A 22,356-nucleotide genomic window follows, 5' to 3' on the forward strand; every position below is an offset into this window, starting at 1 on the left:
GCGATAATGGGCCATGAACGCGCAACGCTCCCCTTCGCGCGCGGTGGCCTGGATGGTTGCCGCCGTGGCCTGCTTCTCGTTGATGGACGCCGGCATGAAACAGCTGTCGGCCAGTTACCCGTCGCTGCAGGTCACCTTCCTGCGCGGCGCGGCCTCGCTGCCCTTCGTGCTGGTCTGGGTGCTGGCCAGCGCCGGCCCGCGCTCGCTCATTCCCCGTCGCTGGGGCCTGCACCTGCTGCGCGGCGTGTTGGGCATGGCGATGATCGGCTGCTTCGTGTTCGCCCTGCGTGACCTGCCGCTTTCCACCGCTTACAGCATCTACTTCGTGGCCCCGCTGCTGATCGCCGCGCTGTCGGTCCCGCTGCTGGGCGAGCGGGTCGGGCCGCGGCGCTGGGTGGCCATCGGGGTCGGCCTGCTGGGGGTGATTGTGGTGCTGCGCCCCGGCGTGGACGGCTTCATTTCCATTCCCGGGCTGATGGTGCTGGCCGCCGCCACCGCCTACGCCATTGCGGCGATCACCGTCAGCCTGCTCACCCGCACGGATACGTCGCAGTCGATGGTGGTCTGGTTCCTGGTCATCATGGCCATCGGTGCCGGCCTGCTGGCCCTGCCGGACTGGGTGCCGCTGCAGCTGGCACACGCCCCGCTGATCGCCGGCATGGGCCTGGCCGGGGCGCTGGGCCAGATCGCCCTGACCCGGGCCTTCCAGCTGGGCGAGGCGTCGATGATCGCGCCTCTGGAATACAGCGGCCTGGTCTGGGTGATCGGCTGGGATCTGGCTTTCTGGGGCCAGCTGCCGGATGGCTATACCTGGGCCGGTGCGGCGATCATCGTGGCCTCAGGCCTGTACCTGCTGCACCGCGAGCGCCTGAACCGGGTGCAGCCGCCGAAGCCGCTCGACCATCCTTGAACCTACCCGGGATGGGGTCAGAGCCCCTGCGGGGATCCGACCCCGGGGTCGGATCCCCGCAGGGGCTCTGACCCCCACCGTCATCCGCGGTATACGCGTCTTAGAACCAAAAGGAATAACATTCTGGCCCAAGGCGCAGGCGCGGAACCGCCGGCGCTGGTAGGCTGCACGCCCCTTCCATCGCCCCGCCGGTGAGCCACGCCCGTGATCGAGTTCCAGCGCCTGCACAAATCCTATGCCGTTGCCGGCCGCGAAGTCAGCGCGCTGCAACCGTTGGACCTGACCATCGAGGCCGGCGAAGTGTTCGGCATCATCGGCCATTCCGGCGCGGGCAAATCGACCCTGATCCGCATGATCAACCGCCTGGAAGAACCCAGCGGTGGACGCCTGCTGATCGGCGGCGAGGACATCACCGCACTCGGTGCCGACGGGCTGCGCACGCTGCGCCGGCGCATCGGCATGATCTTCCAGCACTTCAACCTGCTGTCCTCGCGTACGGTGGCCGGCAACGTCGCCTTCCCGCTGGAGCTGGCCGGTACGCCGAAGGCCGAGATCGACGCGCGGGTTGGCGAGCTGCTGCAGACCGTGGGCCTGCAGGACCATGCAGCGAAGTACCCGGCGCAGCTGTCCGGCGGCCAGAAGCAGCGCGTGGGCATTGCCCGCGCGCTGGCGACCCGCCCGCAGATCCTGCTGTGCGATGAGGCCACCAGCGCGCTGGATCCGCAGACCACCGCCTCGGTGCTGTCCCTGCTGTCGAAGATCAACCGCGAGCTGGGCCTGACCATCGTGCTGATCACCCACGAAATGGATGTGATCCGCCGCGTCTGCGACCGCGTGGCGGTGCTCGATGCCGGCCAGCTGGTGGAAACCGGCCCGGTCACCCGCGTGTTCCTGCACCCGCAGCACCCGACCACGCGCCGTTTCGTCAGCGAATCGGAGCATGTGGACGAGGGCGCGCTGCACCGCGATTTCGACGTGGTGGGTGGCCGCATCGTGCGCCTGACCTTCCTCGGCGGCGATACCTACGAGCCGCTGCTGGGCAGCGTGGCGCGGCAGACCGGCGTCGACTACAACATCCTGTCCGGGCGCATCGACCGGATCAAGGACACCCCGTATGGCCAGCTGGTGGTCGCCCTGGTGGGCGGCGACCAGTCCGCCGCGCAGGCCGCGTTCGTGGCCGCCGGCGTGCACGTTGAGGAACTGCGTCGATGATCATCGCCACTGCCGGCGGCTTCTTCCGCCACCTGGATGCGGGCAAGTGGGCCGATATCGGCCAGGCCACCCTCGACACCCTGCTGATGCTGCTCGGCTCGCTGCCGCTCACCCTGGCCATCGGCCTGCCACTGGGCGTGCTGCTGTACCTGTTCGGGGCGCCGCAGATGAAGCGCCGCCCGTTCGCCTATGGCGTGCTGGCCCTGGTGGTGAACCTGCTGCGCTCGGTGCCCTTCATCATCCTGATGATCGTGCTGATCCCGGTGACCCTGTTCCTGATGGGGACCTCGCTGGGCGTGCGCGGGGCGATCGTGCCGCTGGTCATCGGTGCCGCGCCGTTCTACGCGCGGCTGGTGGAAACCGCGCTGCGTGAAGTGGACCGTGGCGTGATCGAAGCGACCCAGGCGATGGGCGCCACCACCTGGCAGCTGGTCACCCGCGTGCTGTTGCCCGAAGCCCGGCCCGGCCTGATTGCCGGGGCGACGGTGACCACCGTGGCCCTGATCGGCTTCACCGCCATGGGCGGCGCGATCGGCTCCGGCGGCCTGGGTGATCTGGCCTTCCGCGATGGTTACCAGCGCTCGCACACCGACGTGGCCCTGGTCACGGTGGTCCTGCTGCTGGTGCTGGTGCAGCTGCTGCAGATGCTGGGCGACCGCCTGGTAGCGCACTACAGCCGCAGGTAACACGCATCCGGTAGTGCCGGCCGCTGGCCGGCAAAGACGCGGTGCTTCCCGGTGTTCCGGGGTTGCCGGCCAGCGGCCGGCACTACCCTCTGCGCCCGGCGCTTTCTCAGCGCACGTTCGGTACTTCGTACCCCAGCTTGCCCACCTGTTCGGGGTGCTGCGGCACGCGCTTGAGCTTGTCGGTGTTCACGCCGTACTCGTCGCGCAGGCGCTCGGCCAGTTCCTTGTACAGCGCCTTGTCCATGTCCGGCTGGCGCGCGAAGATCCAGGCCATTTCCCGGCCCGGGTAGCCGATCATCGCCCACGAATAGTCCGGGGCCACTTCCAGCACGCGCGAATGGGTCGGCACGATGCGGTAGAACCAGGTGCGCCAGGCGTGGTTGCCGCTGTCGGCATCGACGCTGGCGCGGGCGCGCACTTCCTGCAGCGGTTCACCGAAGCCATCGCGGTAACGGTAGGTGATGGCGACCTTGTTGTCTTCGCGCAGCGCGTACTCGTTGACGCTGGCCACATGGCCGCGTTCGATGAAGTTCGGCACGCGGCCGATCACGTACCAGGTACCCATGAAGCGCTGCAGATCGATCGGTGCACCGTATCCGGATGCCCCCGATGCGGCGGTGCGCGGCGAAGGCGGGTCACTGGCGGCCAGCGCAGGGCCTCCCAGGGACAGGGCCAGCAGCACGGCACAGAACGGTCGGATCGAGGACATGCGGAGCGGTTCCAGTGAGCTTGCCCGAGCATGGTCGACTGTGTGTGCTCGATCCGTCAATGGTGTCGCAGCCGGTGAGAAGAAGGCGGGCCAAGCTGCCTGCCAACGAACACCGGAGAACGGACATGAACGCACGATCCTCCCGCCGCCGTACTGCTGAACGCGTCAGCCACCGCGCCGACCCGCGCGTGCTGCGCAGCGTGCAGCAGCTGGCCCTGGCCGGGCTGGCGCTGGTGCTGGTCTGGCCAGCCGCACGCGGCAGCAGCGCCTGGCTGGGTTGGCTGCCGCTGTGGCTGGTGGGCATGCCACTGGCCGCGTGGTGGGCCCTGCTGGGCTGCCCGCTGCCGGTACGCGCGCTGGCGCGGCGCCTGCGCCGGCAGGGCGGGCAGGCCCGTCGCCTGCCCACGCGGGCCCGGCGGACGAGGGCGGCCACGGCCTGACCTTCGACACGGGGGCGGCGCCGACGATCCATGCTAGCGTTCCACGGCTTATGACTGCCTGGAGCTGCAATGTCACGTTTCGCTTCCGCCTGCCTGTTGGCCGGCATGATGACCGCTGCCTCGGTGGGGACCGCCGTGGCCGCTGAAGATACCGACCGTTACGCCTGGCTCGAGGACGTCACCGGCGACAAGCCGTTGTCCTGGGTCAAGGAACAGAACGCCAAGTCCGAAGGCCGCCTGGCGCAGACCCCGGCCTTCAAGCAGATGGAAGCCAGCATCCGCGAGGTGCTCGATTCGGACGCCAAGATCCCCGGCGTGCAGAAGATCGGCGACTACTACTACAACTTCTGGAAGGACAAGCAGCACGAGCGCGGCCTGTGGCGCCGCACCACCCTGGCCGAGTACCGCAAGGCCTCGCCGCAGTGGGAAACCGTGCTGGACCTGGACGCGCTGAACAAGGACGAGGGTGAGAACTGGGTCTGGCACGGCGCCGACTGCCTGCGCCCGGACTACAGCCGCTGCCTGATCGCGCTGTCGCGCGGTGGCGCCGATGCCGACGTCACCCGCGAATTCGACCTGGCCAACAAGACCTGGATCAAGGACGGCTTCTTCCGCCCTGAATCCAAGGGTGGCCTGAGCTGGATCGACCGCGACTCGGTGTTTGTCTACACCGATTTCGGCGCCGGCTCGATGACCACCTCCGGCTACCCGCGCGTGGCCAAGCTGTGGAAGCGTGGCACCCCGATGGCCTCGGCCAGCGTGGTCTACGAAGGCAAGCCGGAAGACATGTACATCGCGGCGATGCACGATGACACCCCGGGCTTCGAGCGCAACCTGGTCAGCCGCACGCTGGCCTTCTACAACAACGAGGTCTACCTGCGCGCGGACAACGGCACGCTGACCAAGATCGACGCGCCGAACTCGGCCGAGAAGGGCCTGCACAAGCAGTGGCTGACCCTGGAACTGCGCGACCCGTGGACCGTGGGCGGCAAGACCTATGCCTCCGGTTCGCTGCTGGCCACCCAGCTGGACGACTTCCTGGCCGGCAAGCGTGATTTCGAAGTGCTGTTCACCCCGACCGCGACCACCTCGCTGGCCGGTGCGACCTGGACCAAGAGCCACCTCGTGTTGAACGTGCTCGAGGACGTCAAGAACCGCCTGTCGGTGCTGACCCCGGGCGCCAGCGGCTGGCAGAAGAGCGAGTTCGTCGGCGCGCCGGCCTTCGGCACCCTGGCCGTGGGCGCGGTGGACAGCAACGACAGCGATGCAGTGTGGCTGACCGCCACCGACTACCTGACCCCGACCACCCTGGCCCTGGCCGACATCGGCAAGGCCCCGGAAACGCTGAAGACCATGCCGGCCTTCTTCGATGCCGAAGGGAAGGTGATCGAGCAGCACTTCGCCACCAGCAAGGACGGCACCCGCGTGCCGTACTTCGTGGTGCACGACAGGAAGATGAAGCTGGATGGCTCCAACCCGACCCTGCTGTACGGCTACGGTGGCTTCGAGATCTCGCTGACCCCGAACTACTCCGGTGGCATGGGCCGCGCCTGGCTGGAGAAGGGCGGCGTGTACGTGGTCGCCAACATCCGTGGTGGTGGCGAGTACGGCCCGCGCTGGCACCAGGCGGCGCTGAAGCAGAACCGTCACAAGGCCTATGAAGACATGGCCGCAGTGGCGCAGGATCTGGTCAAGCGCAAGATCACCACCGCCAAGCACCTGGGCGTGCAGGGTGGCAGCAACGGTGGCCTGCTGACCGGCAACATGCTCACCCAGTACCCGGAGCTGTTCGGTGCGGTGGTGGTGCAGGTGCCGCTGCTGGACATGAAGCGCTACAGCCACCTGCTGGCCGGTGCTTCGTGGATGGCCGAGTACGGCAACCCGGACACCAGCGACTGGGAGTTCATCAAGACCTTCTCGCCGTACCACCTGTTCGACGCGAAGAAGACCTACCCGCCGGTGCTGTTCACCACCTCCACCCGCGATGACCGTGTGCATCCGGGCCACGCCCGCAAGATGGCGGCCAAGATGATCGACGCCGGCAAGGACGTGACCTACTACGAGAACATCGAAGGTGGCCACGGCGGCGCAGCCAACAACGCGCAGGCCGCACACATGTCGGCCCTGGCCTACAGCTTCCTGTGGGAGCGGTTGGGCGGCAAGTGATGGAATGAAAAACGCCGCCTTCGGGCGGCGTTTTTCGTTGGGGGCCACGTATCCACGCATGGCGTGGATCTACCGGTGCGCGGTGATGCCTTCCGCGCGCGGCGGGCGTGGCGCCCACGTATCCATGCATGGCGTGGATCTACCGGTGCGCGGTAATGCCCTCCGCGCGCGGCGTGCGTGCGTGGGGGCAGTAGATCCACGCCATGCGTGGATGCCGTTCGCGCAGGGCGATCAGGCGCCCCAGCTTTTCAACCCGCGCGCGATGCGCACCACCGCTTCCTGCAGCCGCGGCACTTCCTGCGTATACGCCAACCGCACGTGCTGGTTGGCGCGGTGGAAGCCAAAATCCAGCCCCGGCGTAAACGCCACGTGCTCGGTTTCCAGGAAGTGTGCGCAGAACGCCTGCGCGTCGTCGGTGAACGCGCTGACGTCGGCATACAGGTAGAACGCGCCCTGCGGTTCCACCTCGATACGGAAACCCAATTCGCGCAGGGCTGGCAGCAGGAAATCGCGGCGCTGGCGGAAGGCCTCGCGGCGCTGCTCGAAGATCGCCATCGATTCCTCGCTGAAACAGGCGAGGGCAGCGTGCTGGGCGATGCTCGACGCGCTGATGTACAGGTTCTGTGCGAGCTTCTCCAGATCGGGCACCGCGGCAGGTGGCGCCACCAGCCAGCCCAGCCGCCAGCCGGTCATGCCGAAGTACTTGGAGAAGCTGTTCAGCACGAACGCGCTGTCATCCACCTGCAGCACGCTGGGCGCATCCACCCCGTAGGTGAGGCCGTGGTAGATCTCATCCACCACCAGGTGGCCGCCGCGCGCCTGCAGCGATGTCGACAGGGCAGCCAGTTCATCGGCCGACAGCACCGTGCCGGTCGGGTTGGCGGGGGACGCAACCAGCGCGCCGACGCTGTCGGCATTCCAGTGCCGTTCCACCAGCGACGGGGTCAGCTGGTAGGCGGTCTCCGGCCCCACCGGTACCAGCTGCGCGCCGCCTTCCACCAGGCGCAGGAAGTGGCGGTTGCAGGGGTAGCCCGGGTCGGCCAGCAGCCAGTGCCGGCCCGGGTCGACCAGCAGGCTGCTGGCCAGCAGCAGCGCGCCGGAACCGCCGGGGGTGACCAGGATGCGTTCGGGATCGATGTCCAGCCCGTAGTGGCTGCGATAGAAGCCGCTGATCGCCTGGCGCAGGGCCGGCAGGCCGCGCGCGGCCGTATAGCGGGTGTGGCCGGCGGCCAGGGCGGCCTGGCCGGCGCGCACGACCGGTTCGGCGGTGGTGAAGTCCGGTTCGCCGATTTCCAGGTGGATCACATCGTGGCCGGCCTGTTCCAGCGCCTGTGCGCGGGCCAGCAGGGACATCACGTGGAACGGGGCGATTTCATGGCTGCGCCGGCTGTAGCCCGGCGTGTGGGGCAGGGTGCTCATGCGGCCCATGGTACGCCGCGCGCCCAGATAGTGCCGGCCGCTGGCCGGCACGACCCATGACGATCCGCAGGGTTGCCGGGTCGCCGGGATTGGGGTCAGATCCCTTTTCGGGAAAAGGGATCTGACCCCGTCGAAGACCATTGCATTGATGCGCCTGGAGCCTTATCTCATGAAATCCACCCTCTGCCTGTTGCTTGCCAGCCTGATGACCAGCACCGCTACCGCCGCCACCCCGCCCGTTCCGCCGGATGCCGCCAAGCACCCGCACGTGGTCAAGGCGCCGTTCGGCGCCACCCGCAACGATGACTATTACTGGCTGCGCGACGACAAGCGCGAAAACAAGGACATGCTGGCCTACCTGCAGGCCGAGAATGCCTATACCGACCAGCTGCTGGCGCCGCTGAAGCCGCTGGAAGACACCCTGTACAAGGAAATCGTCGGCCGCATCAAGCAGGACGATGCAAGCGTGCCAGCGCGCGAGCGTGGCTACTGGTACTACAGCCGCTTCGAGACCGGCCAGGATTACCCCATCCACGCACGCCGCAAGGGCAGCATGGAAGGTGCCGAGGAAGTCCTGCTGGACGTCAACGCGATGGCCGCCGGCAAGGGCTATTTCAACGTTGGCTCGATGGAGGTCAGCCAGGACAACCAGCTGCTGGCCTGGGCCGACGATGACGTCGGCCGCCGCCAGTACACCATCCGCTTCAAGGATCTGGCCACCGGCCAGGTGCTGCCCGACGTGATCACCGGCAGTTCCGGCGATCTGGTCTGGGCCGACGACAACCGCACCGTGCTGTACGTGGAAAACGATCCGGAAACCCTGCTGACCGTGCGGGTGAAGAAGCACGTGCTGGGCACCCCGGCCAGCGCCGACACCGTCGTCTACGAAGAGAAGGACGACAGCTTCTACATGGGCATCGGCCGCACCCGTGACGACCGCTTCATCACCATCGGTGTGCACAGCACCGTGTCCTCGGAAGAGCGCTACGCGCCGGCCAGCGACCCGACCACCTTCACCGTTCTGGCCCCGCGCCAGCGCGATGTGGAGTACGACGCCGACCACTACGACGGCCGCTGGGTGATCCGTACCAACGACGGTGCAAAGAACTTCAAGCTGGTCACCGCGCCCACCGATGCGAACTCGCGTGCGCAGTGGAAGGACTGGATCGCGCACGACGATGCGGTGTTCATCGAAGGCTTCGAGCTGTTCGACAGCTATACCGCCATCGCCGAGCGTTCCGAGGGCCTGGAGCGCATCCGCCTGCTGTTCAAGGATGGCCGCAGCGACTACGTGAAGGCCGACGAGCCGGCATATTCGATGGGCCTAGGCGACAACACCGAGCCCGATACGCCGTGGCTGCGCTACGTCTACACCTCGATGACCACCCCGACCACGGTGTTTGAACTGAACACCGCCACCGGCGAGCGCCGCCAGCTGAAGGTGCAGCCGGTGATCGGCTATGACGCCTCGAAGTACGAAACCGACCGCGTCTGGATCACCGCCCGCGACGGGGTGAAGGTGCCGGTGTCGCTGGTCTATCGCAAGGGTTACCAGAAGGATGGCAAGGGCGCGCTGTTCCAGTACGCCTACGGCAGCTATGGCATGTCGATGGACCCGTATTTCAACCAGACCGCGGTGAGCCTGCTCGACCGTGGCGTGGTGTATGCCATCGCCCATATCCGCGGTGGCCAGGAAATGGGCCGCGACTGGTACGAGAACGGCAAGCTGCTGCACAAGCAGAACACCTTCAACGATTTCATCGACGTCACCCGTGGGCTGGTGGCGCAGGGCTGGGCGGCGAAGGATCGCGTGGCCGCCTCCGGTGGCAGCGCCGGTGGCCTGCTGATGGGTGCGGTGGCCAACCAGGCGCCGCAGGATTACCGCGTGATGGTGGCCCAGGTACCGTTCGTCGATGTGGTCACCACCATGCTCGACCCGACCATTCCGCTCACCACCAACGAGTACGACGAGTGGGGCAACCCGGAACAGAAGACGTACTACGACTACATGCTGTCCTACTCGCCCTACGACAACGTCAAGCCGCAGGCCTACCCGGCGCTGTTCGTGGGCACCGGCCTGTGGGATTCGCAGGTGCAGTACTGGGAACCGGCCAAGTGGGTGGCCAAGCTGCGTGACGACAACATCGGCCACTACCCGATCGTGTTCCGCACCAACATGGAAGCCGGTCACGGCGGCAAGTCGGGGCGCTTCCAGCGTTACCGCGAACTGTCCGAGTCGTACGCGTTCGTCCTGCAGCAGCTGGGCATCGTCCAGCCGTGATCGCGACAGGGTGCCGGGCGGCTGCCTGGCACCCTGAACCGGTATCCTTGCGGCCATGACTGCGCCCGCTCCCCCGCCTTCCGATGACGCCGCGCCGCCGCCGCAGCGGGTGGTGCGTTTCCGTTGGGCATGGTGGCTGCTGGCCTACGCCAGCCTGGGCACCGGCATCGTCGGCATCTTCGTGCCGGGCCTGCCGACCACCGTATTCATCCTGATTTCGGCCTGGGCCGCCTCTCGCGGGTCCGAGCGGCTGCACAACTGGCTGTTGCAGCACCCACGCTTCGGCCCGGCCATCGCCAACTGGCAGGCGCACGGCGCGGTCAGCCGCTATGGCAAGTGGATGGCGACGATCACCATGGCCGCGTGCGCCGGCATCATGCTGTGGTGCGTGCCGATCGCCTGGGTGAAGTGGTTTTCCATCGGCAGCATGACCGTGGTGGCGATCTGGCTGTGGACACGGCCGCTGCCGCCGCCGGAATAATGCCTCGCCGGGCGTGGCCCGGCGCTACCTTGGGGTGCACGGTTGCGGTAGCGCCGGGCCGTGCCCGGCGGATGCGTGACCCTGCACCCTCCACCAACCGCTCAGCCACCAGTGGCTATACTCGGGGGCATGAAGATCCCCCATCGCAATGCCATCCTGATTCCGTTGGCAGCGGCCTCGCTGCTGTTCCTGTCCGCCTGTGGCAACAAGGGCCCGCTGGTACTGCCGCAGAAGCCGGTGCCGGTGGAAGAGACCGTCGAACCGGCCGAGCCGGCAACCGGCACCGAGGCGACCCCGGCGGCGACCCAGCCGACCAGCGACGGCAGCCCCTCGGTCACCCCGGACCCGATCAAGCCGGTGGACGACGGGAATGAGTAAGGCCGGTTCCAAGGCCCTGCGCTTCAGCAAGATGCATGGCGCGGGCAACGATTTCGTAGTGATCGATCTGCGCGACGGCACCCCGCCGCCCACCCCGGAACTGGCCGCGCGCCTGGCGGATCGCCATACCGGCGTGGGCTGCGACCAGATCCTGACCATCGAGGCACCGCGTGCGGAAGGCTCGGTGGCGTCCTACCGCATCTGGAATGCCGACGGCTCCAATTCCGAGCAGTGCGGCAACGGCGCGCGCTGCATCGCCGCCTGGCTGGTGCGCGAAGGCAGCGCCCAGGGCGAGCACTTTGTCATCGACAGCCCATTGGCCAGCCACGCCGTGCAGGTGCTGGGCGATGGCCAGTTCTCGGTGGCGATGGGCGTGCCCGCCTTCGAGCCGGCGCAGGTGCCGCTGGTGGGCTTTGCCCACCCGCGCGAGGAATACCTGCTGCCGCTGCAGGGTGAAAGCGTGCGCTTCGCTGCCGTGTCGATGGGCAACCCGCATGCGGTGATCGAAGTGGGCCTGATCGATGCCGCACCGGTGGAGCGTGTCGGTTCGCTGCTGCAGCAGCATGCCTCGTTCCCGCAGTCGGTGAACGTGGGCTTCGCCCAGGTGGTCGGGCCCGAGCATGCGCGCCTGCGCGTGTACGAGCGTGGCGTGGGCGAGACCCTGGCCTGCGGCAGTGGCGCCTGTGCCGCGGCAGTGACCCTGATGCAGCGCGGCCGCCTGCAGCGCGATGCCCGCATCAGCCTGCCCGGCGGTGAGCTGCGCATCCAGTGGCCGGGCGATGGCCAGCCGGTGGTGATGGCCGGCCCGACCGCATTCGTCTTCGAAGGGGAGTGGATCGCATGACTGAGACCGTCGACAAGCTCGGGGCCCATGAAGTCGCTGCGTGGTTGCGGCGCCATCCAGGCTTCCTCAAGCAGTTCCCCGACCTGGCCCTGACCCTGGTGGTGCCGCGCGACGACGGCCCGACCGCGTCGCTGGCCAGCTACCAGCTGGAAGTGCTGCGCGAGAAGAACCGTGAGCTGGCGCGACGGTTGGCCGACCTGGGCGCCACCGCCCAGGTCAACGAACGCTTGGCGGTGCGCACGCACCAGCTGACCCTGGCATTGATGAAGCAGGACAACGCCGCCGACACCCTGCGCGCGATGGCCGCTTCGCTGCAGGAAGACTTTGCCGGCGACCTGGTGCGGTTGGTGGTGCATGCGCCGGTGGCCGGCCTGGAACAGGCCGAGTGGCTGCAGGTGATCGCCGCCGATGATCCGCAGCTGGGCCCGTTCCGTGATTGCCTCAAGGACGGCGAGCCGATCTGTGGCCGCCTGCAGCCGGAAAAGAACGCGGTGCTGTACGGCGTGCGCAGTGACGAAGTGCAGACCACCGCGCTGCTGCCGCTGCCGGGCATCGGCCTGATCGGCGTGGGCAGCCACGATGCGAACCGCTTCTACCCGGGCATGGGCACGCTGTTCCTGCGCATGATGGGCGACGCCCTGGCCGCAGGCCTGAAGCGCTACGCCGGCTGAGCAGGGGAGTGCGGCGATGAGCGCGGTACAGGCCTTCCTGCAGCACCTGCAGGTGGAACGGCGGATGTCAGCGCATACGCTCGATGCCTACCGCCGTGACCTGGACGCGCTGGCCGTGTGGGCCGAGCCGCGTGGCGTGGCGGTGGAGGCCCTGGATGCCGAAACGCTGCGCCAGTTCGTGGCCGATGAACATCGTCGCGGGCTGTCGGCCAAGAGCCTGCAGCGCCGCCTGTCGGCCTGCCGCAGTTTCTATGCCTGGCTGCTCAAGCACGGGCGCATCGAGGTCAGCCCTGCGGCCACCCTGAAGGCGCCCCGTGCACCACGGCGCCTGCCGCAGGTGCTCGATGCCGATGAAGCGGTGCAGCTGGTGGAACTGGAACCGGAAGGCGAACTCGGCCGCCGCGACCGCGCGCTGCTGGAACTGTTCTATTCCTCCGGCCTGCGCCTGAGCGAAGTGTGCGCGCTGACCTGGCGCGACCTGGATTTCGACAGCGGCTTGGTCAACGTGCTGGGCAAGGGCAACCGCCAGCGCCGCGTGCCGTTCGGTCGTCCCGCACGCGAAGCACTGCTGGCCTGGCGCGCGGAAAGTGGTGGCGGCCCGGCCACGCCGGTGTTCCCCGGCCGCAATGGGCCCATCAGCCAGCGTGCGGTGCAGGTGCGCATCCGCCAGCTGGCGCAGCGGCAGGGGCTGTTCAAGCACGTGCACCCGCATATGCTGCGGCACAGTTTCGCCAGCCACATCCTGGAATCCTCCGGCGACCTGCGCGGTGTGCAGGAGCTGCTCGGTCACGCCGATATCGCAACGACGCAGATCTACACCCATCTGGATTTCCAGCATCTGGCCAAGGTCTACGACGCCGCGCACCCGCGCGCCAAGCGGCGCAAGCCGGCCGGGTAGCGCCGGCGCTTGACCTGGATCAGGGCGGGGCAGGGCGCACCGGCGCATCGTGGCCGCAGGCCACGAGGAGCTGCCGACCATGGCAAAGCCCATTCCGCTGCATCCCAAGCACCCCGAGCGCATCTGCTGGGGCTGTGACCGCTACTGCGCGGCCGACGCGCTGGCCTGCGGCAACGGCTCGGGCCGCACCCAGCACCCGATCGAAACCCAGGGCGAAGACTGGTACATCGCCTGGGGTATCGAGCCCAATCCGGATCGGCCATCGCATGCCAAGCGCTGAACGGCAGCCATCCACGCAGGCTTGATCGCCCCCGGCGCTGTCCCCATGTCCCGTGAACAGCTATCGGAGGCCGCATGGACCCCAGTCAGAATCCCAATGTTTTCCACGCCACCACCATCGTCTGCGTGCGCCGCGGCGACCACGTGGCCATTGCCGGTGATGGCCAGGTCACCCTCGGCCACACGGTGATGAAGGGCAATGCGCGCAAGGTGCGCCGCCTGGGCCGCGACGGCCAGGTGCTGGCCGGCTTCGCCGGTGCCGCCGCCGATGCCTTCACCCTGTTCGAACTGTTCGAGGCCAAGCTGGAAAAGCACGGCCAGCTGCAGCGCGCCGCCGTGGAGCTGGCAAAGGATTGGCGCACCGAGCGCCGCCTGGGCAAGCTTGAAGCCCTGCTGGCCGTGGCCGACAAAGAAACCTCGCTGATCATCAGCGGCACCGGCGATGTGATCGAGCCGGAGGACGGCATCATCGCCATCGGTTCCGGCGGTTCCTACGCGCTGTCGGCCGCCCGCGCGCTGATGTCACACACCGAACTGGATGCACGCACCATCGCCAGCGAAGCGATCGGCATTGCCGGCGACATCTGCATCTACACCAACCGCAACGTGGTGGTCGAGGAGTTGTGACGGGGAACCCGTCACAGACATTCCAGATTCGCCGGGCACGGCCCGGCGCTACCGTCCGGGGCCGTTCGGTTCCGGCATTGTAGACAACGAATTCGTGAGCACATCCATGTCGAAGATCGAAGTTTCCTCCGCCACCATGACCCCGCGCGAGATCGTGCAGGAACTGGACCGGCATATCGTGGGCCAGCACGACGCCAAGCGCGCCGTGGCCATCGCCCTGCGCAACCGCTGGCGCCGCATGCAGCTGGTGCCGGAGCTGCGCAATGAAGTGATGCCGAAGAACATCCTGATGATCGGCCCGACCGGCGTCGGCAAGACCGAGATCGCGCGCCGCCTGGCCACCCTGGCCAACGCACCGTTCGTGAAGGTCGAAGCCACGCGCTTCACCGAAGTGGGCTACGTCGGCAAGGACGTGGAGCAGATCATCCGCGACCTGGCTGACACCGCAGTGAAGCTGTACCGCGAACAGGCCAAAGTGCGCGTGCGTACCCAGGCCGAAGAGCGCGCCGAAGACCGCATTCTCGATGCGCTGCTGCCGCGCCGCAGTGGCGGCATCGGGTTCGATCCGGAAGTGGCCCGCAACGAGCCGTCGGCGCAGGACAACGAGACCCGCATCAAGTTCCGCAAGATGCTGCGCAACGGCGAGCTGGACGAGCGCGAGATCGAGCTCGACCTGGCGGCCAACGTCAGCATGGACATCATGACCCCGCCGGGCATGGAAGAAATGGGCCAGCAGCTGAAGTCGATGTTCGCCAACCTCGGTGGCGGCGCCAAGGCACACAAGCGCACGCTGACCATCAAGGCCGCGCGCCCGCTGCTGGTGGAAGAAGAAGCCGGCAAGCTGGTCAACGAAGACGATATCCGTACTGCGGCCATCGAAGCCTGCGAACAGCACGGCATCGTCTTCATCGACGAGATCGACAAGGTCGCCAAGCGTGGCGATAACGTGGGCGGCGGCGATGTCTCCCGCGAAGGCGTGCAGCGCGATCTGCTGCCGCTGGTGGAAGGCTCCAACGTGTCTACCAAATACGGCACGATCAAGACCGACCACATCCTGTTCATCGCCTCCGGCGCGTTCCACCTGGCCAAGCCCAGCGACCTGATTCCCGAGCTGCAGGGCCGCTTCCCGATCCGCGTGGAACTGGGCGCGCTGAGCAAGAACGACTTCGTGCGCATCCTGACCGAGCCGAAGGCCGCGCTGACCAAGCAGTACGAAGCCCTGCTGGCTACCGAAGGCGTCAAGGTCAGCTTCACCGCCGATGCCATCGACCGCCTGGCCGAGATCGCCTTCCAGGTGAACGAACGCCAGGAGAACATCGGTGCCCGCCGCCTGCACACCGTGCTCGAACGCCTGCTGGATTCGCTCAGCTATGAAGCGCCGGACCGCGATGGTGAAACCCTGGCCATCGACAGTGCTTACGTCGATGCGCACCTGGGTGAACTGGTGCAGGATCCGGACCTGAGCCGTTACATCCTGTAACGCCAGGCAGGGTCGGATCCCTCGCATCGCGAGGGCTCCGACCCCAAGCCCAGCAACAGAAAAGGCCGCCGAAAGGCGGCCTCCTTCGTTTGCGCGTACGGCATCCACGCATGGCGTGGATCTACAGCCGGGCCGCGCCCGGTGGATCCGCCCCTACGGCAGCGGCTCGGGAATCGAGCCCGGTACGAACACGCCTTCCTTCACGTAGGCGGCCAGCGTCATGTCCAAGGCGAGCATGCCATCGCGCTTGAGGTCCATCAGTTCCGGTTCGACCATCGCCCCGTGCAGCACGCCCAGCACGGTGGCGTGCAGCATGCGTGCGGCGATCTTCGGGTCGGCGCCTTCGCGCAGCTGGCCCAGGTCCTGCGCGCGGCGCAGGGCACGCTCCATCCGGTCCAGTGCGTCGCGGAAGCCGGCCTGCTGCAGTTCGGTCAGCACCCGGGTATCGGCCGAGGCATCGCTGCGCAGCATGATCTCCATGGTCTTGCGCAGCCGCTCGTCCTCGGACAGTTCGATGAACGAGTAGATCATCACCGCGCGCAGGTCGTGGATAGGCGTCTGCCGCTCATCGCTGGACGTGCGCTCCAGTTCCTGCATGAAAGGCAGGTGCACGCGCTCGACGATTGCCGCCAGCACCTCGCCCTTGTTCTTGAAATGCCAATACACCGCGCCGCGGGTATAGCCGGCGCGGGCGCCGATCATCTCCAGCGTGGTCCGGGCCACGCCGTGTTCATGGAAGCAGGCTTCGGCGGCATCAAGGATGCCTTCGCGGGTTGCCTGGGTGTCTTCTTTGGTCTTGCGCGCCATGGGTCCGTGAGTGAGTACGAGTGCCGGTGAAACCAGCCTGAATTGTACCGCTTTACAAACAAACAAGCATGTATGTATATTTCGCATCCACGCTCCCCGCCGTCTATGCGCGTTCGCCGACGCCTGCGCCGTGCGCGGGAATGCCTGTCCGCTGCGACAACCACACCCCTGGATCGGGATGCGGTTGCGTATCACGGCAAGCTGAGAATCTTTTTCCTTCCCCGAGTCCCCGCCCCCATGCCCCTGACCCGAATCCGCCCCTTCCTGCTGTCGCTGGCCATCGCCGCGACCGTGGCCGCCTGCGGTGGCCAACCCGAACAGCCCGAGCAAGGCCCCGGCCAGGTGACCGTGGTCACCCTGAAGTCGGAAAGCGTGGGCCTGACCCGTGAACTGCCGGGCCGCACCAATGCCTTCCTGGTTGCCGAAGTGCGCCCGCAGGTCAGTGGCATCGTTGCCAAGCGCCTGTTCACCGAAGGCGGCCTGGTGAAGGAAGGGCAGCCGCTGTACCAGATCGAGGACGCCAGCTACCGCGCCCAAGCCAACAGCGCCCGCGCCCAGCTGGCCCGCGCCGAAGCCACCGCCAATGCCGCGCGCCTGAGCGCCAAGCGCATTACCGAACTGGCCAAGGTCGATGCGGTCAGCCAGCAGGACCTGGAAAACGCCGTGGCCGCGCAGAAGCAGGCCGAGGCCGATGTCGGTGCCGCCAAGGCCGCACTGGATGCCGCCAACGTGACCCTGGGCTACGCGCGCATCACCGCGCCCATCAGCGGCCGCATCGGCAAGTCCAGCGTCACCCAGGGCGCGCTGGTCAGCAGTGGCCAGGCCACTGCGCTGGCCACCGTGCAGCAGCTCACCCCGATCTACGTCGACCTGACCCAGTCCTCGGCCGAGCTGCTGCAGCTGCGCCGCGAACTGGCCGCCGGCCGCCTGCAGGACAACCAGACCCTGCCGGTCACCATCCTGATGGAGGACGGCAGCGAGTTCCCGCACAAGGGCGCGCTGGAATTCTCCGAAGTGAGCGTCGACCCGGCCACCGGCAGCTACGCGCTGCGGGTGAAGGTGGACAACCCCGAGGGCCTGCTGATGCCGGGCATGTACGTGCGCGCGGTGATCGGCGGCGGCGTGCGCGCCGATGCGGTACTGGTGCCGATGCAGGGCATCGCCCGCGATGCCAAGGGCGAAACCAGCGCGATGGTGGTGGGCAAGGACAACAAGGTGGAAGTGCGCCCGGTGAAGGTCAGCCGCGCGCTGGCCGACAAGTGGCTGGTCGAGGACGGCCTGCAGGCGGGTGACAAGGTCATCGTCGAAGGCCTGCAGAAGATCGGCCCCGGCATGCCCGTGCATGCCACCGAGAAGGGCGCCGCCCCGGCACAGCCGGACGCCGCCCCGCAGCCTGCCGCCCAGCCGGCCGGCGACGCGAAGTAAGCGGAGAATTCCATGGCACGTTTTTTCATTGATCGACCCATCTTCGCGTGGGTGATCGCCATCATCATCATGCTGGCCGGTGCGCTGGCGGTGGTGAAGCTGCCGGTGTCGATGTATCCCGAGGTCGCCCCGCCGGCCGTCGAGATCAGCGCCACCTACCCGGGTGCATCGGCCAAGGTGGTCGAGGACTCGGTGACGCAGATCATCGAGCAGAACATGAAGGGCCTCGATGGCCTGATCTATTTCTCCTCCAACAGCTCGGCCAACGGCCAGGCCACCATCACCCTCACCTTCGAAGCCGGCACCAACCCGGACATCGCCCAGGTGCAGGTGCAGAACAAGCTGCAGCTGGCCATGCCGCTGCTGCCGCAGGAAGTGCAGCGGCAGGGCATCAACGTGGCCAAGTCCAGCAGCGGCTTCCTGCAGGTGCTCGGCTTCGTGTCCAACGACGGCAGCATGGATGCCAACGACATCGCCGACTACGTGGGCTCCAATGTGGTCGACACGCTGAGCCGCGTGCCGGGCGTGGGCAACATCCAGGTGTTCGGTGGCAAGTACGCCATGCGCATCTGGCTGGACCCGAACAAGCTGCACACCTACAAGCTGTCGGTCGATGAAGTGACCGCGGCGATCACCGCGCAGAACGCACAGGTGGCCATCGGCCAGCTGGGCGGTGCGCCTTCGGTGAAGGGCCAGCAGCTCAACGCTACCATCAACGCGCAGGACCGCCTGCAGACCCCGGAACAGTTCCGCAACATCCTGGTGCGTGGCGGCACCGACGGCAGCGAACTGCGCCTGGGCGATGTGGCCCGCGTCGAGCTGGGTGCGGAAAGCTACGACTTCGTCACCCGCTACAACGGCAAGCCGTCCACCGGTATCGCCATCACCCTGGCCACCGGCGCCAACGCGCTGGCCACGGCCGAAGGCGTGCGCACCGCGCTGGACGAGATGAAGGCAAGCTTCCCGGCCGGTCTGGAAACCGTCGTGCCGTATGACACCACCCCGTTCGTACAGGTCTCGATCAAGGGCGTCATCAAGACCCTGATTGAAGCCATCGTGCTGGTGTTCGTGGTGATGTACCTGTTCCTGCAGAACTTCCGCGCTACGTTGATCCCGACCATCGCCGTGCCGGTGGTGTTGCTGGGTACCTTCGGCGTGCTGGCCATGCTGGGCTTCTCGGTGAACATGCTGACCATGTTCGCGATGGTGCTGGCCATCGGCCTGCTGGTGGACGATGCCATCGTGGTGGTGGAGAACGTCGAGCGCATCATGTCCGAAGAGGGCCTGTCGCCGCTGGAGGCCACCCGCAAGTCGATGGGCCAGATCACCGGTGCGCTGGTGGGTATCGGCCTGGTGCTGTCGGCGGTGTTCGTGCCGATGGCCTTCATGAGCGGCTCCACCGGCATCATCTACCGCCAGTTCTCGGCCACGATTGTCTCGGCCATGGCGCTGTCGGTGCTGGTGGCCATCGTGCTGACCCCGGCGCTGTGCGCGACCATGCTCAAGCCGCTGAAGAAGGGCGAGCACCACGTTGCCCACAGCGGCCTGCTGGGTCGTTTCTTCAATGGCTTCAACCGTGGCTTCGACCGTTCCAGCGAAACCTACCAGCGCGGCGTGAAGGGCATCATCCATCGTCCGTGGCGCTTCATGGGCATCTTCGTGGCGCTGGCCGTGGTGATGGGCGTGCTGTTCGCGCGCCTGCCCAGCTCGTTCCTGCCCAATGAAGACCAGGGCATCATGATGGCGCTGGTGCAGACCCCGGTCGGTGCCACCCAGGAACGCACGCTGGAAGCGATGGCCAAGCTGGAAGACCACTTCCTGAAGAACGAAGCCGACGCCGTCGAATCGATTTTCGCCGTGCAGGGCTTCAGCTTCGCCGGCATGGGCCAGAATGCGGGCATGGCCTTCGTCAAGCTGAAGGACTGGAAGGAGCGCGATGCCGACCACAGCGTCGGTGCGATCACCGGGCGTGCGATGGGCGCGCTGGGCCAGATCAAGGATGCCTTCATCTTCGCCTTCCCGCCGCCGGCCATGCCGGAGCTGGGCATCGGTTCGGGCTACACGTTCTTCCTGAAGGACACCAGCGGCAAGGGCCATGACGCCCTGCTGGCCGCGCGCAACCAGCTGCTGGGTGCGGCTGGGCAGAGCAAGCTGCTGGCCAACGTGCGCCCCAACGGCCAGGAAGACACCCCGCAGCTGCGCATCGACGTGGACGTGGAGAAGGCCAACGCCCTGGGCCTGTCGGTCAGCTCGATCAACAACACCCTGGCCGCGGCGTGGGGCAGCAGCTACATCGATGACTTCATCGACCGTGGCCGCGTCAAGCGCGTGTACGTGATGGCCGATGCACCGTTCCGCATGAATCCGGACGACTTCAACGTCTGGTCGGTGAAGAACGGGCAGGGCGAGATGGTGCCGTTCAGTGCCTTCGCCACCAAGCGCTGGGATTACGGTTCGCCGCGCCTGGAACGCTACAACGGCGTGTCGGCGATGGAAATCCAGGGCGAACCGGCAGCCGGCGTAGCCTCCGGTGATGCCATGGCCGAGATCGAGCGCATCGCCAAGGACCTGCCGCCGGGCTTCGAGATCGAATGGACCGCGCTGTCCTACCAGGAGCGCCAGGCCGGTTCGCAGACGCCGCTGCTGTACACGCTGTCGCTGCTGATCGTGTTCCTGTGCCTTGCTGCCCTGTATGAAAGCTGGAGCGTGCCGACCTCGGTACTGCTGGTGGCGCCGCTGGGTATTCTCGGCGCGGTGCTGGCCAACACCTTCCGCGGCATGGAGCGCGACATCTACTTCCAGGTGGCGATGCTGACCACGGTGGGCCTGACCAGCAAGAACGCGATCCTGATCGTCGAATTCGCCAAGGAGAACCTGGAGAAGGGCGCGGGCCTGATCGAAGCGACGATGCACGCGGTCCGCGATCGTCTGCGCCCGATCATCATGACCTCGCTGGCGTTCGGCCTGGGCGTGCTGCCGCTGGCCATCGCCTCCGGTGCGGGTTCCGGTGCGCAGCGCGCCATCGGTACCGGCGTGCTGGGCGGCATGCTCGTGGGCACCGTGATGGGCGTGTTCTTCATCCCGCTGTTCTTCGTGGTGGTGCAGCGCGTGTTCAACCGCAACAAGGGCAACGGAGGTGGCACGCCGCCGGCTCCGCGCGATGACGCTGCCCATGGAGGTTCCCATGAATAAGACCCCCTTGCTGCTGGCGCTCGTCGCCAGCCTGGGCCTGGCCGGGTGTTCCACCCTGGCGCCGAAGAACACCGCCGTTGCGCCGGCCATCCCGGCGCAGTGGCCGGCCGAGGCCAGCCAGGGCGAAGTGACCGATGTTGCGGCACTGGGCTGGCGTGACTTCTTCACCGATGCGCGCCTGCAGCAGGTGATCGGCCAGGCGCTGGACAACAACCGCGACCTGCGCGTGGCCGTGCTGAATGTGGAAAAGGCGCGCGGCCAGTACCGCGTGCAGCGTGCCGACCGCGTGCCCGGCCTGGCCGCCACTGGCCAGATGGAACGCCGCGGCACCGATGCGGGTGTCACCGAGCAGTTCACCGCCGGCGTCGGCGTGGCCGACTTCGAGCTGGATCTGTTCGGCCGCGTGCACAACCTCAGCGAAGCCGCCCTGCAGCAGTACTTTGCCGTGGCCGCCAACCGCCGCAACGCCCAGCTGAGCCTGGTGGCCGAGACCGCCACCGCCTGGCTGACCTACGGTGCCGACGCGCAGCAGCTGAAGATTTCCGAGGCCACGCTGAAGACCTACGAGGACTCGCTGCGCCTGGCCGAGGCGCGCCACGAACGCGGTGGCAGCTCCGGGCTGGAGCTGAGCCAGACCCGCACGCTGGTCGAAACCGCGCGTACCGACGCCGCGCGCCTGCGCGGGCAGCTGGCCCAGGACCGCAACGCGCTGGCGCTGCTGGCCGGTGGCCAGCTCGATGCGGACCTGCTGCCCGACAGCATCGAGCCGCAGCTGCTCGCCCTGGCGCCGCCGCCGGCCGGCCTGCCCAGCGACGTGCTGCTGCAGCGCCCGGACATCATGGCGGCCGAACACCAGCTGCTGGCCGCCAATGCCAACATCGGTGCCGCACGCGCAGCGTTCTTCCCCACCATCTCGCTGACCGGCAGCATCGGCAGCGGTTCGGGTGAACTGTCCAACCTGTTCGACAGCGGCACCCGCGTGTGGAGCTTCCTGCCGAAGATCACCCTGCCGATCTTCCAGGGCGGCAAGCTGCGCGCCAACCTGGCCGTGGCCAATGCCGATCGCGATATCGCGCTGGCGCAGTATGAAAAGGCGATCCAGAGCGGCTTCCGCGAAACCGCCGATGCGCTGGCATTGAATGTCAGCCTGGATGAACAGGTCGGTGCGCAGCAGCGCCTGGTGGATGCGGCCGAAACGGCCAACCGCCTGTCGCAGGCCCGCTACGACGCCGGTCTGGACAGCTTCGTGACCCTGCTGGACGCACGCCGTACTGCCTACACCGCACAGCAGACCCGCCTGCAGGCCGAGCTGGCCCAGCAGGCCAACCGCATCACCCTGTACAAGGTGCTGGGCGGCGGCTGGCACGAGCGCGGGTAAACCCCGGTAGCGCCGGGCCACGCCCGGCGGCTTTCATGGGGCGTTCCCGACATCAAACGCCGGGCGCGCATGA

Annotated in this window: 20 protein-coding genes; 17 read left to right on the forward strand and 3 right to left on the reverse strand. The window is 67.4% G+C overall.

Features of this window, described 5'->3' with window-relative positions; translation table 11 throughout:
• Nucleotides 1-13: 13 nt before the first annotated feature.
• The 3 genes from ACM2ZB_RS18265 to ACM2ZB_RS18275 all read left to right on the forward strand — a co-directional run bounded on the left by ACM2ZB_RS18265 (nt 14) and on the right by ACM2ZB_RS18275 (nt 2,808).
• A complete protein-coding gene (locus ACM2ZB_RS18265; RefSeq protein WP_313440535.1) occupies nt 14-910 on the forward strand; it encodes a DMT family transporter in 897 nt (298 codons plus the stop codon).
• 204 nt (nt 911-1,114) lie between these two features.
• Nucleotides 1,115-2,122, forward strand: coding sequence for a methionine ABC transporter ATP-binding protein (locus tag ACM2ZB_RS18270; RefSeq protein ID WP_416056484.1), 1,008 nt, complete (start codon nt 1,115-1,117; stop codon nt 2,120-2,122).
• Entirely contained in the window at nt 2,119-2,808 is a 690-nt protein-coding gene (locus ACM2ZB_RS18275; RefSeq protein ID WP_049439996.1) for a methionine ABC transporter permease, read from the forward strand. The genes ACM2ZB_RS18270 and ACM2ZB_RS18275 overlap by 4 nt, the downstream gene beginning before the upstream one ends.
• 106 nt (nt 2,809-2,914) lie before the next feature.
• Here the strand turns inward: ACM2ZB_RS18275 and ACM2ZB_RS18280 are convergent, their stop codons facing one another.
• Nucleotides 2,915-3,517, reverse strand: coding sequence for a lipocalin family protein (locus tag ACM2ZB_RS18280; RefSeq protein WP_416056485.1), 603 nt, complete (start codon nt 3,515-3,517; stop codon nt 2,915-2,917).
• 125 nt (nt 3,518-3,642) lie between these two features.
• Between ACM2ZB_RS18280 and ACM2ZB_RS18285 the strand changes: the two genes are divergently transcribed.
• Together ACM2ZB_RS18285 and ACM2ZB_RS18290 are read left to right on the forward strand one after the other, a co-directional pair.
• A complete protein-coding gene (locus ACM2ZB_RS18285; RefSeq protein ID WP_416056486.1) occupies nt 3,643-3,957 on the forward strand; it encodes a hypothetical protein in 315 nt (104 codons plus the stop codon).
• Between the two features lie 69 nt (nt 3,958-4,026).
• Nucleotides 4,027-6,123, forward strand: coding sequence for a prolyl oligopeptidase family serine peptidase (locus tag ACM2ZB_RS18290; RefSeq protein WP_416056487.1), 2,097 nt, complete (start codon nt 4,027-4,029; stop codon nt 6,121-6,123).
• Between the two features lie 231 nt (nt 6,124-6,354).
• On the opposite strand, the gene ACM2ZB_RS18295 is transcribed toward ACM2ZB_RS18290, so the two are convergent.
• Nucleotides 6,355-7,542 (reverse strand): pyridoxal phosphate-dependent aminotransferase, encoded by a 1,188-nt coding sequence (locus ACM2ZB_RS18295; protein ID WP_416056488.1) that lies wholly within the window; start codon nt 7,540-7,542, stop codon nt 6,355-6,357.
• Between the two features lie 169 nt (nt 7,543-7,711).
• Here ACM2ZB_RS18295 and ACM2ZB_RS18300 point away from each other — a divergent pair, with 169 nt between their 5' ends.
• The 9 genes from ACM2ZB_RS18300 (at nt 7,712) to hslU (ending at nt 15,481) form a co-directional block, all read left to right on the forward strand.
• Nucleotides 7,712-9,823 (forward strand): S9 family peptidase, encoded by a 2,112-nt coding sequence (locus tag ACM2ZB_RS18300; RefSeq protein WP_416056489.1) that lies wholly within the window; start codon nt 7,712-7,714, stop codon nt 9,821-9,823.
• Between the two features lie 55 nt (nt 9,824-9,878).
• Nucleotides 9,879-10,304 (forward strand): YbaN family protein, encoded by a 426-nt coding sequence (locus ACM2ZB_RS18305; protein WP_416056490.1) that lies wholly within the window; start codon nt 9,879-9,881, stop codon nt 10,302-10,304.
• A gap of 129 nt (nt 10,305-10,433) precedes the next feature.
• A complete protein-coding gene (gene lptM, locus ACM2ZB_RS18310) occupies nt 10,434-10,682 on the forward strand; it encodes an LPS translocon maturation chaperone LptM (RefSeq protein ID WP_416056491.1) in 249 nt (82 codons plus the stop codon).
• Nucleotides 10,675-11,526, forward strand: coding sequence for a diaminopimelate epimerase (gene dapF, locus ACM2ZB_RS18315; RefSeq protein WP_313440515.1), 852 nt, complete (start codon nt 10,675-10,677; stop codon nt 11,524-11,526). The genes lptM and dapF overlap by 8 nt, the downstream gene beginning before the upstream one ends.
• Nucleotides 11,523-12,197 carry a DUF484 family protein gene (locus tag ACM2ZB_RS18320; RefSeq protein WP_416056492.1) on the forward strand — a complete coding sequence of 225 codons (675 nt, stop codon included), beginning with the start codon at nt 11,523-11,525 and terminating at the stop codon, nt 12,195-12,197. The genes dapF and ACM2ZB_RS18320 overlap by 4 nt, the downstream gene beginning before the upstream one ends.
• A 16-nt stretch (nt 12,198-12,213) precedes the next feature.
• Nucleotides 12,214-13,095 carry a tyrosine recombinase XerC gene (gene xerC, locus ACM2ZB_RS18325; protein ID WP_416056493.1) on the forward strand — a complete coding sequence of 294 codons (882 nt, stop codon included), beginning with the start codon at nt 12,214-12,216 and terminating at the stop codon, nt 13,093-13,095.
• A 79-nt stretch (nt 13,096-13,174) separates the two neighbouring features.
• Nucleotides 13,175-13,375: a DUF3079 domain-containing protein gene (locus ACM2ZB_RS18330; RefSeq protein WP_024957056.1), complete on the forward strand. Its 201-nt coding sequence runs from the start codon at nt 13,175-13,177 to the stop codon at nt 13,373-13,375.
• 74 nt (nt 13,376-13,449) lie between these two features.
• Entirely contained in the window at nt 13,450-14,001 is a 552-nt protein-coding gene (gene hslV, locus ACM2ZB_RS18335; protein WP_416056494.1) for an ATP-dependent protease subunit HslV, read from the forward strand.
• A gap of 106 nt (nt 14,002-14,107) precedes the next feature.
• Entirely contained in the window at nt 14,108-15,481 is a 1,374-nt protein-coding gene (hslU, locus tag ACM2ZB_RS18340; protein WP_019337671.1) for an ATP-dependent protease ATPase subunit HslU, read from the forward strand.
• A gap of 153 nt (nt 15,482-15,634) precedes the next feature.
• Here the strand turns inward: hslU and smeT are convergent, their stop codons facing one another.
• Nucleotides 15,635-16,288, reverse strand: coding sequence for an efflux transporter SmeDEF transcriptional repressor SmeT (gene smeT, locus ACM2ZB_RS18345; protein WP_313440509.1), 654 nt, complete (start codon nt 16,286-16,288; stop codon nt 15,635-15,637).
• Nucleotides 16,289-16,525: 237 nt separating this feature from the next.
• On the opposite strand from smeT, the gene smeD reads away from it, so the two are divergent.
• Genes smeD through smeF form a run of 3 tightly spaced genes read left to right on the forward strand, consistent with a single transcriptional unit; the run spans nt 16,526 to nt 22,283 of the window.
• Nucleotides 16,526-17,713, forward strand: a complete 1,188-nt coding sequence (smeD, locus tag ACM2ZB_RS18350) for a multidrug efflux RND transporter periplasmic adaptor subunit SmeD (RefSeq protein WP_416056495.1) — start codon at nt 16,526-16,528, stop codon at nt 17,711-17,713.
• Between the two features lie 12 nt (nt 17,714-17,725).
• Complete coding sequence (smeE, locus tag ACM2ZB_RS18355) at nt 17,726-20,905, forward strand: multidrug efflux RND transporter permease subunit SmeE (RefSeq protein ID WP_416056496.1); 3,180 nt, start codon at nt 17,726-17,728, stop codon at nt 20,903-20,905.
• Nucleotides 20,898-22,283, forward strand: a complete 1,386-nt coding sequence (gene smeF, locus ACM2ZB_RS18360; protein ID WP_416056497.1) for a multidrug efflux RND transporter outer membrane subunit SmeF — start codon at nt 20,898-20,900, stop codon at nt 22,281-22,283. Before smeE ends, smeF begins: the two co-directional genes overlap by 8 nt.
• The last annotated feature ends 73 nt before the right edge of the window (nt 22,284-22,356 follow it).

The organism is Stenotrophomonas maltophilia, from assembly GCF_047782825.1.
GTDB lineage: Bacteria > Pseudomonadota > Gammaproteobacteria > Xanthomonadales > Xanthomonadaceae > Stenotrophomonas.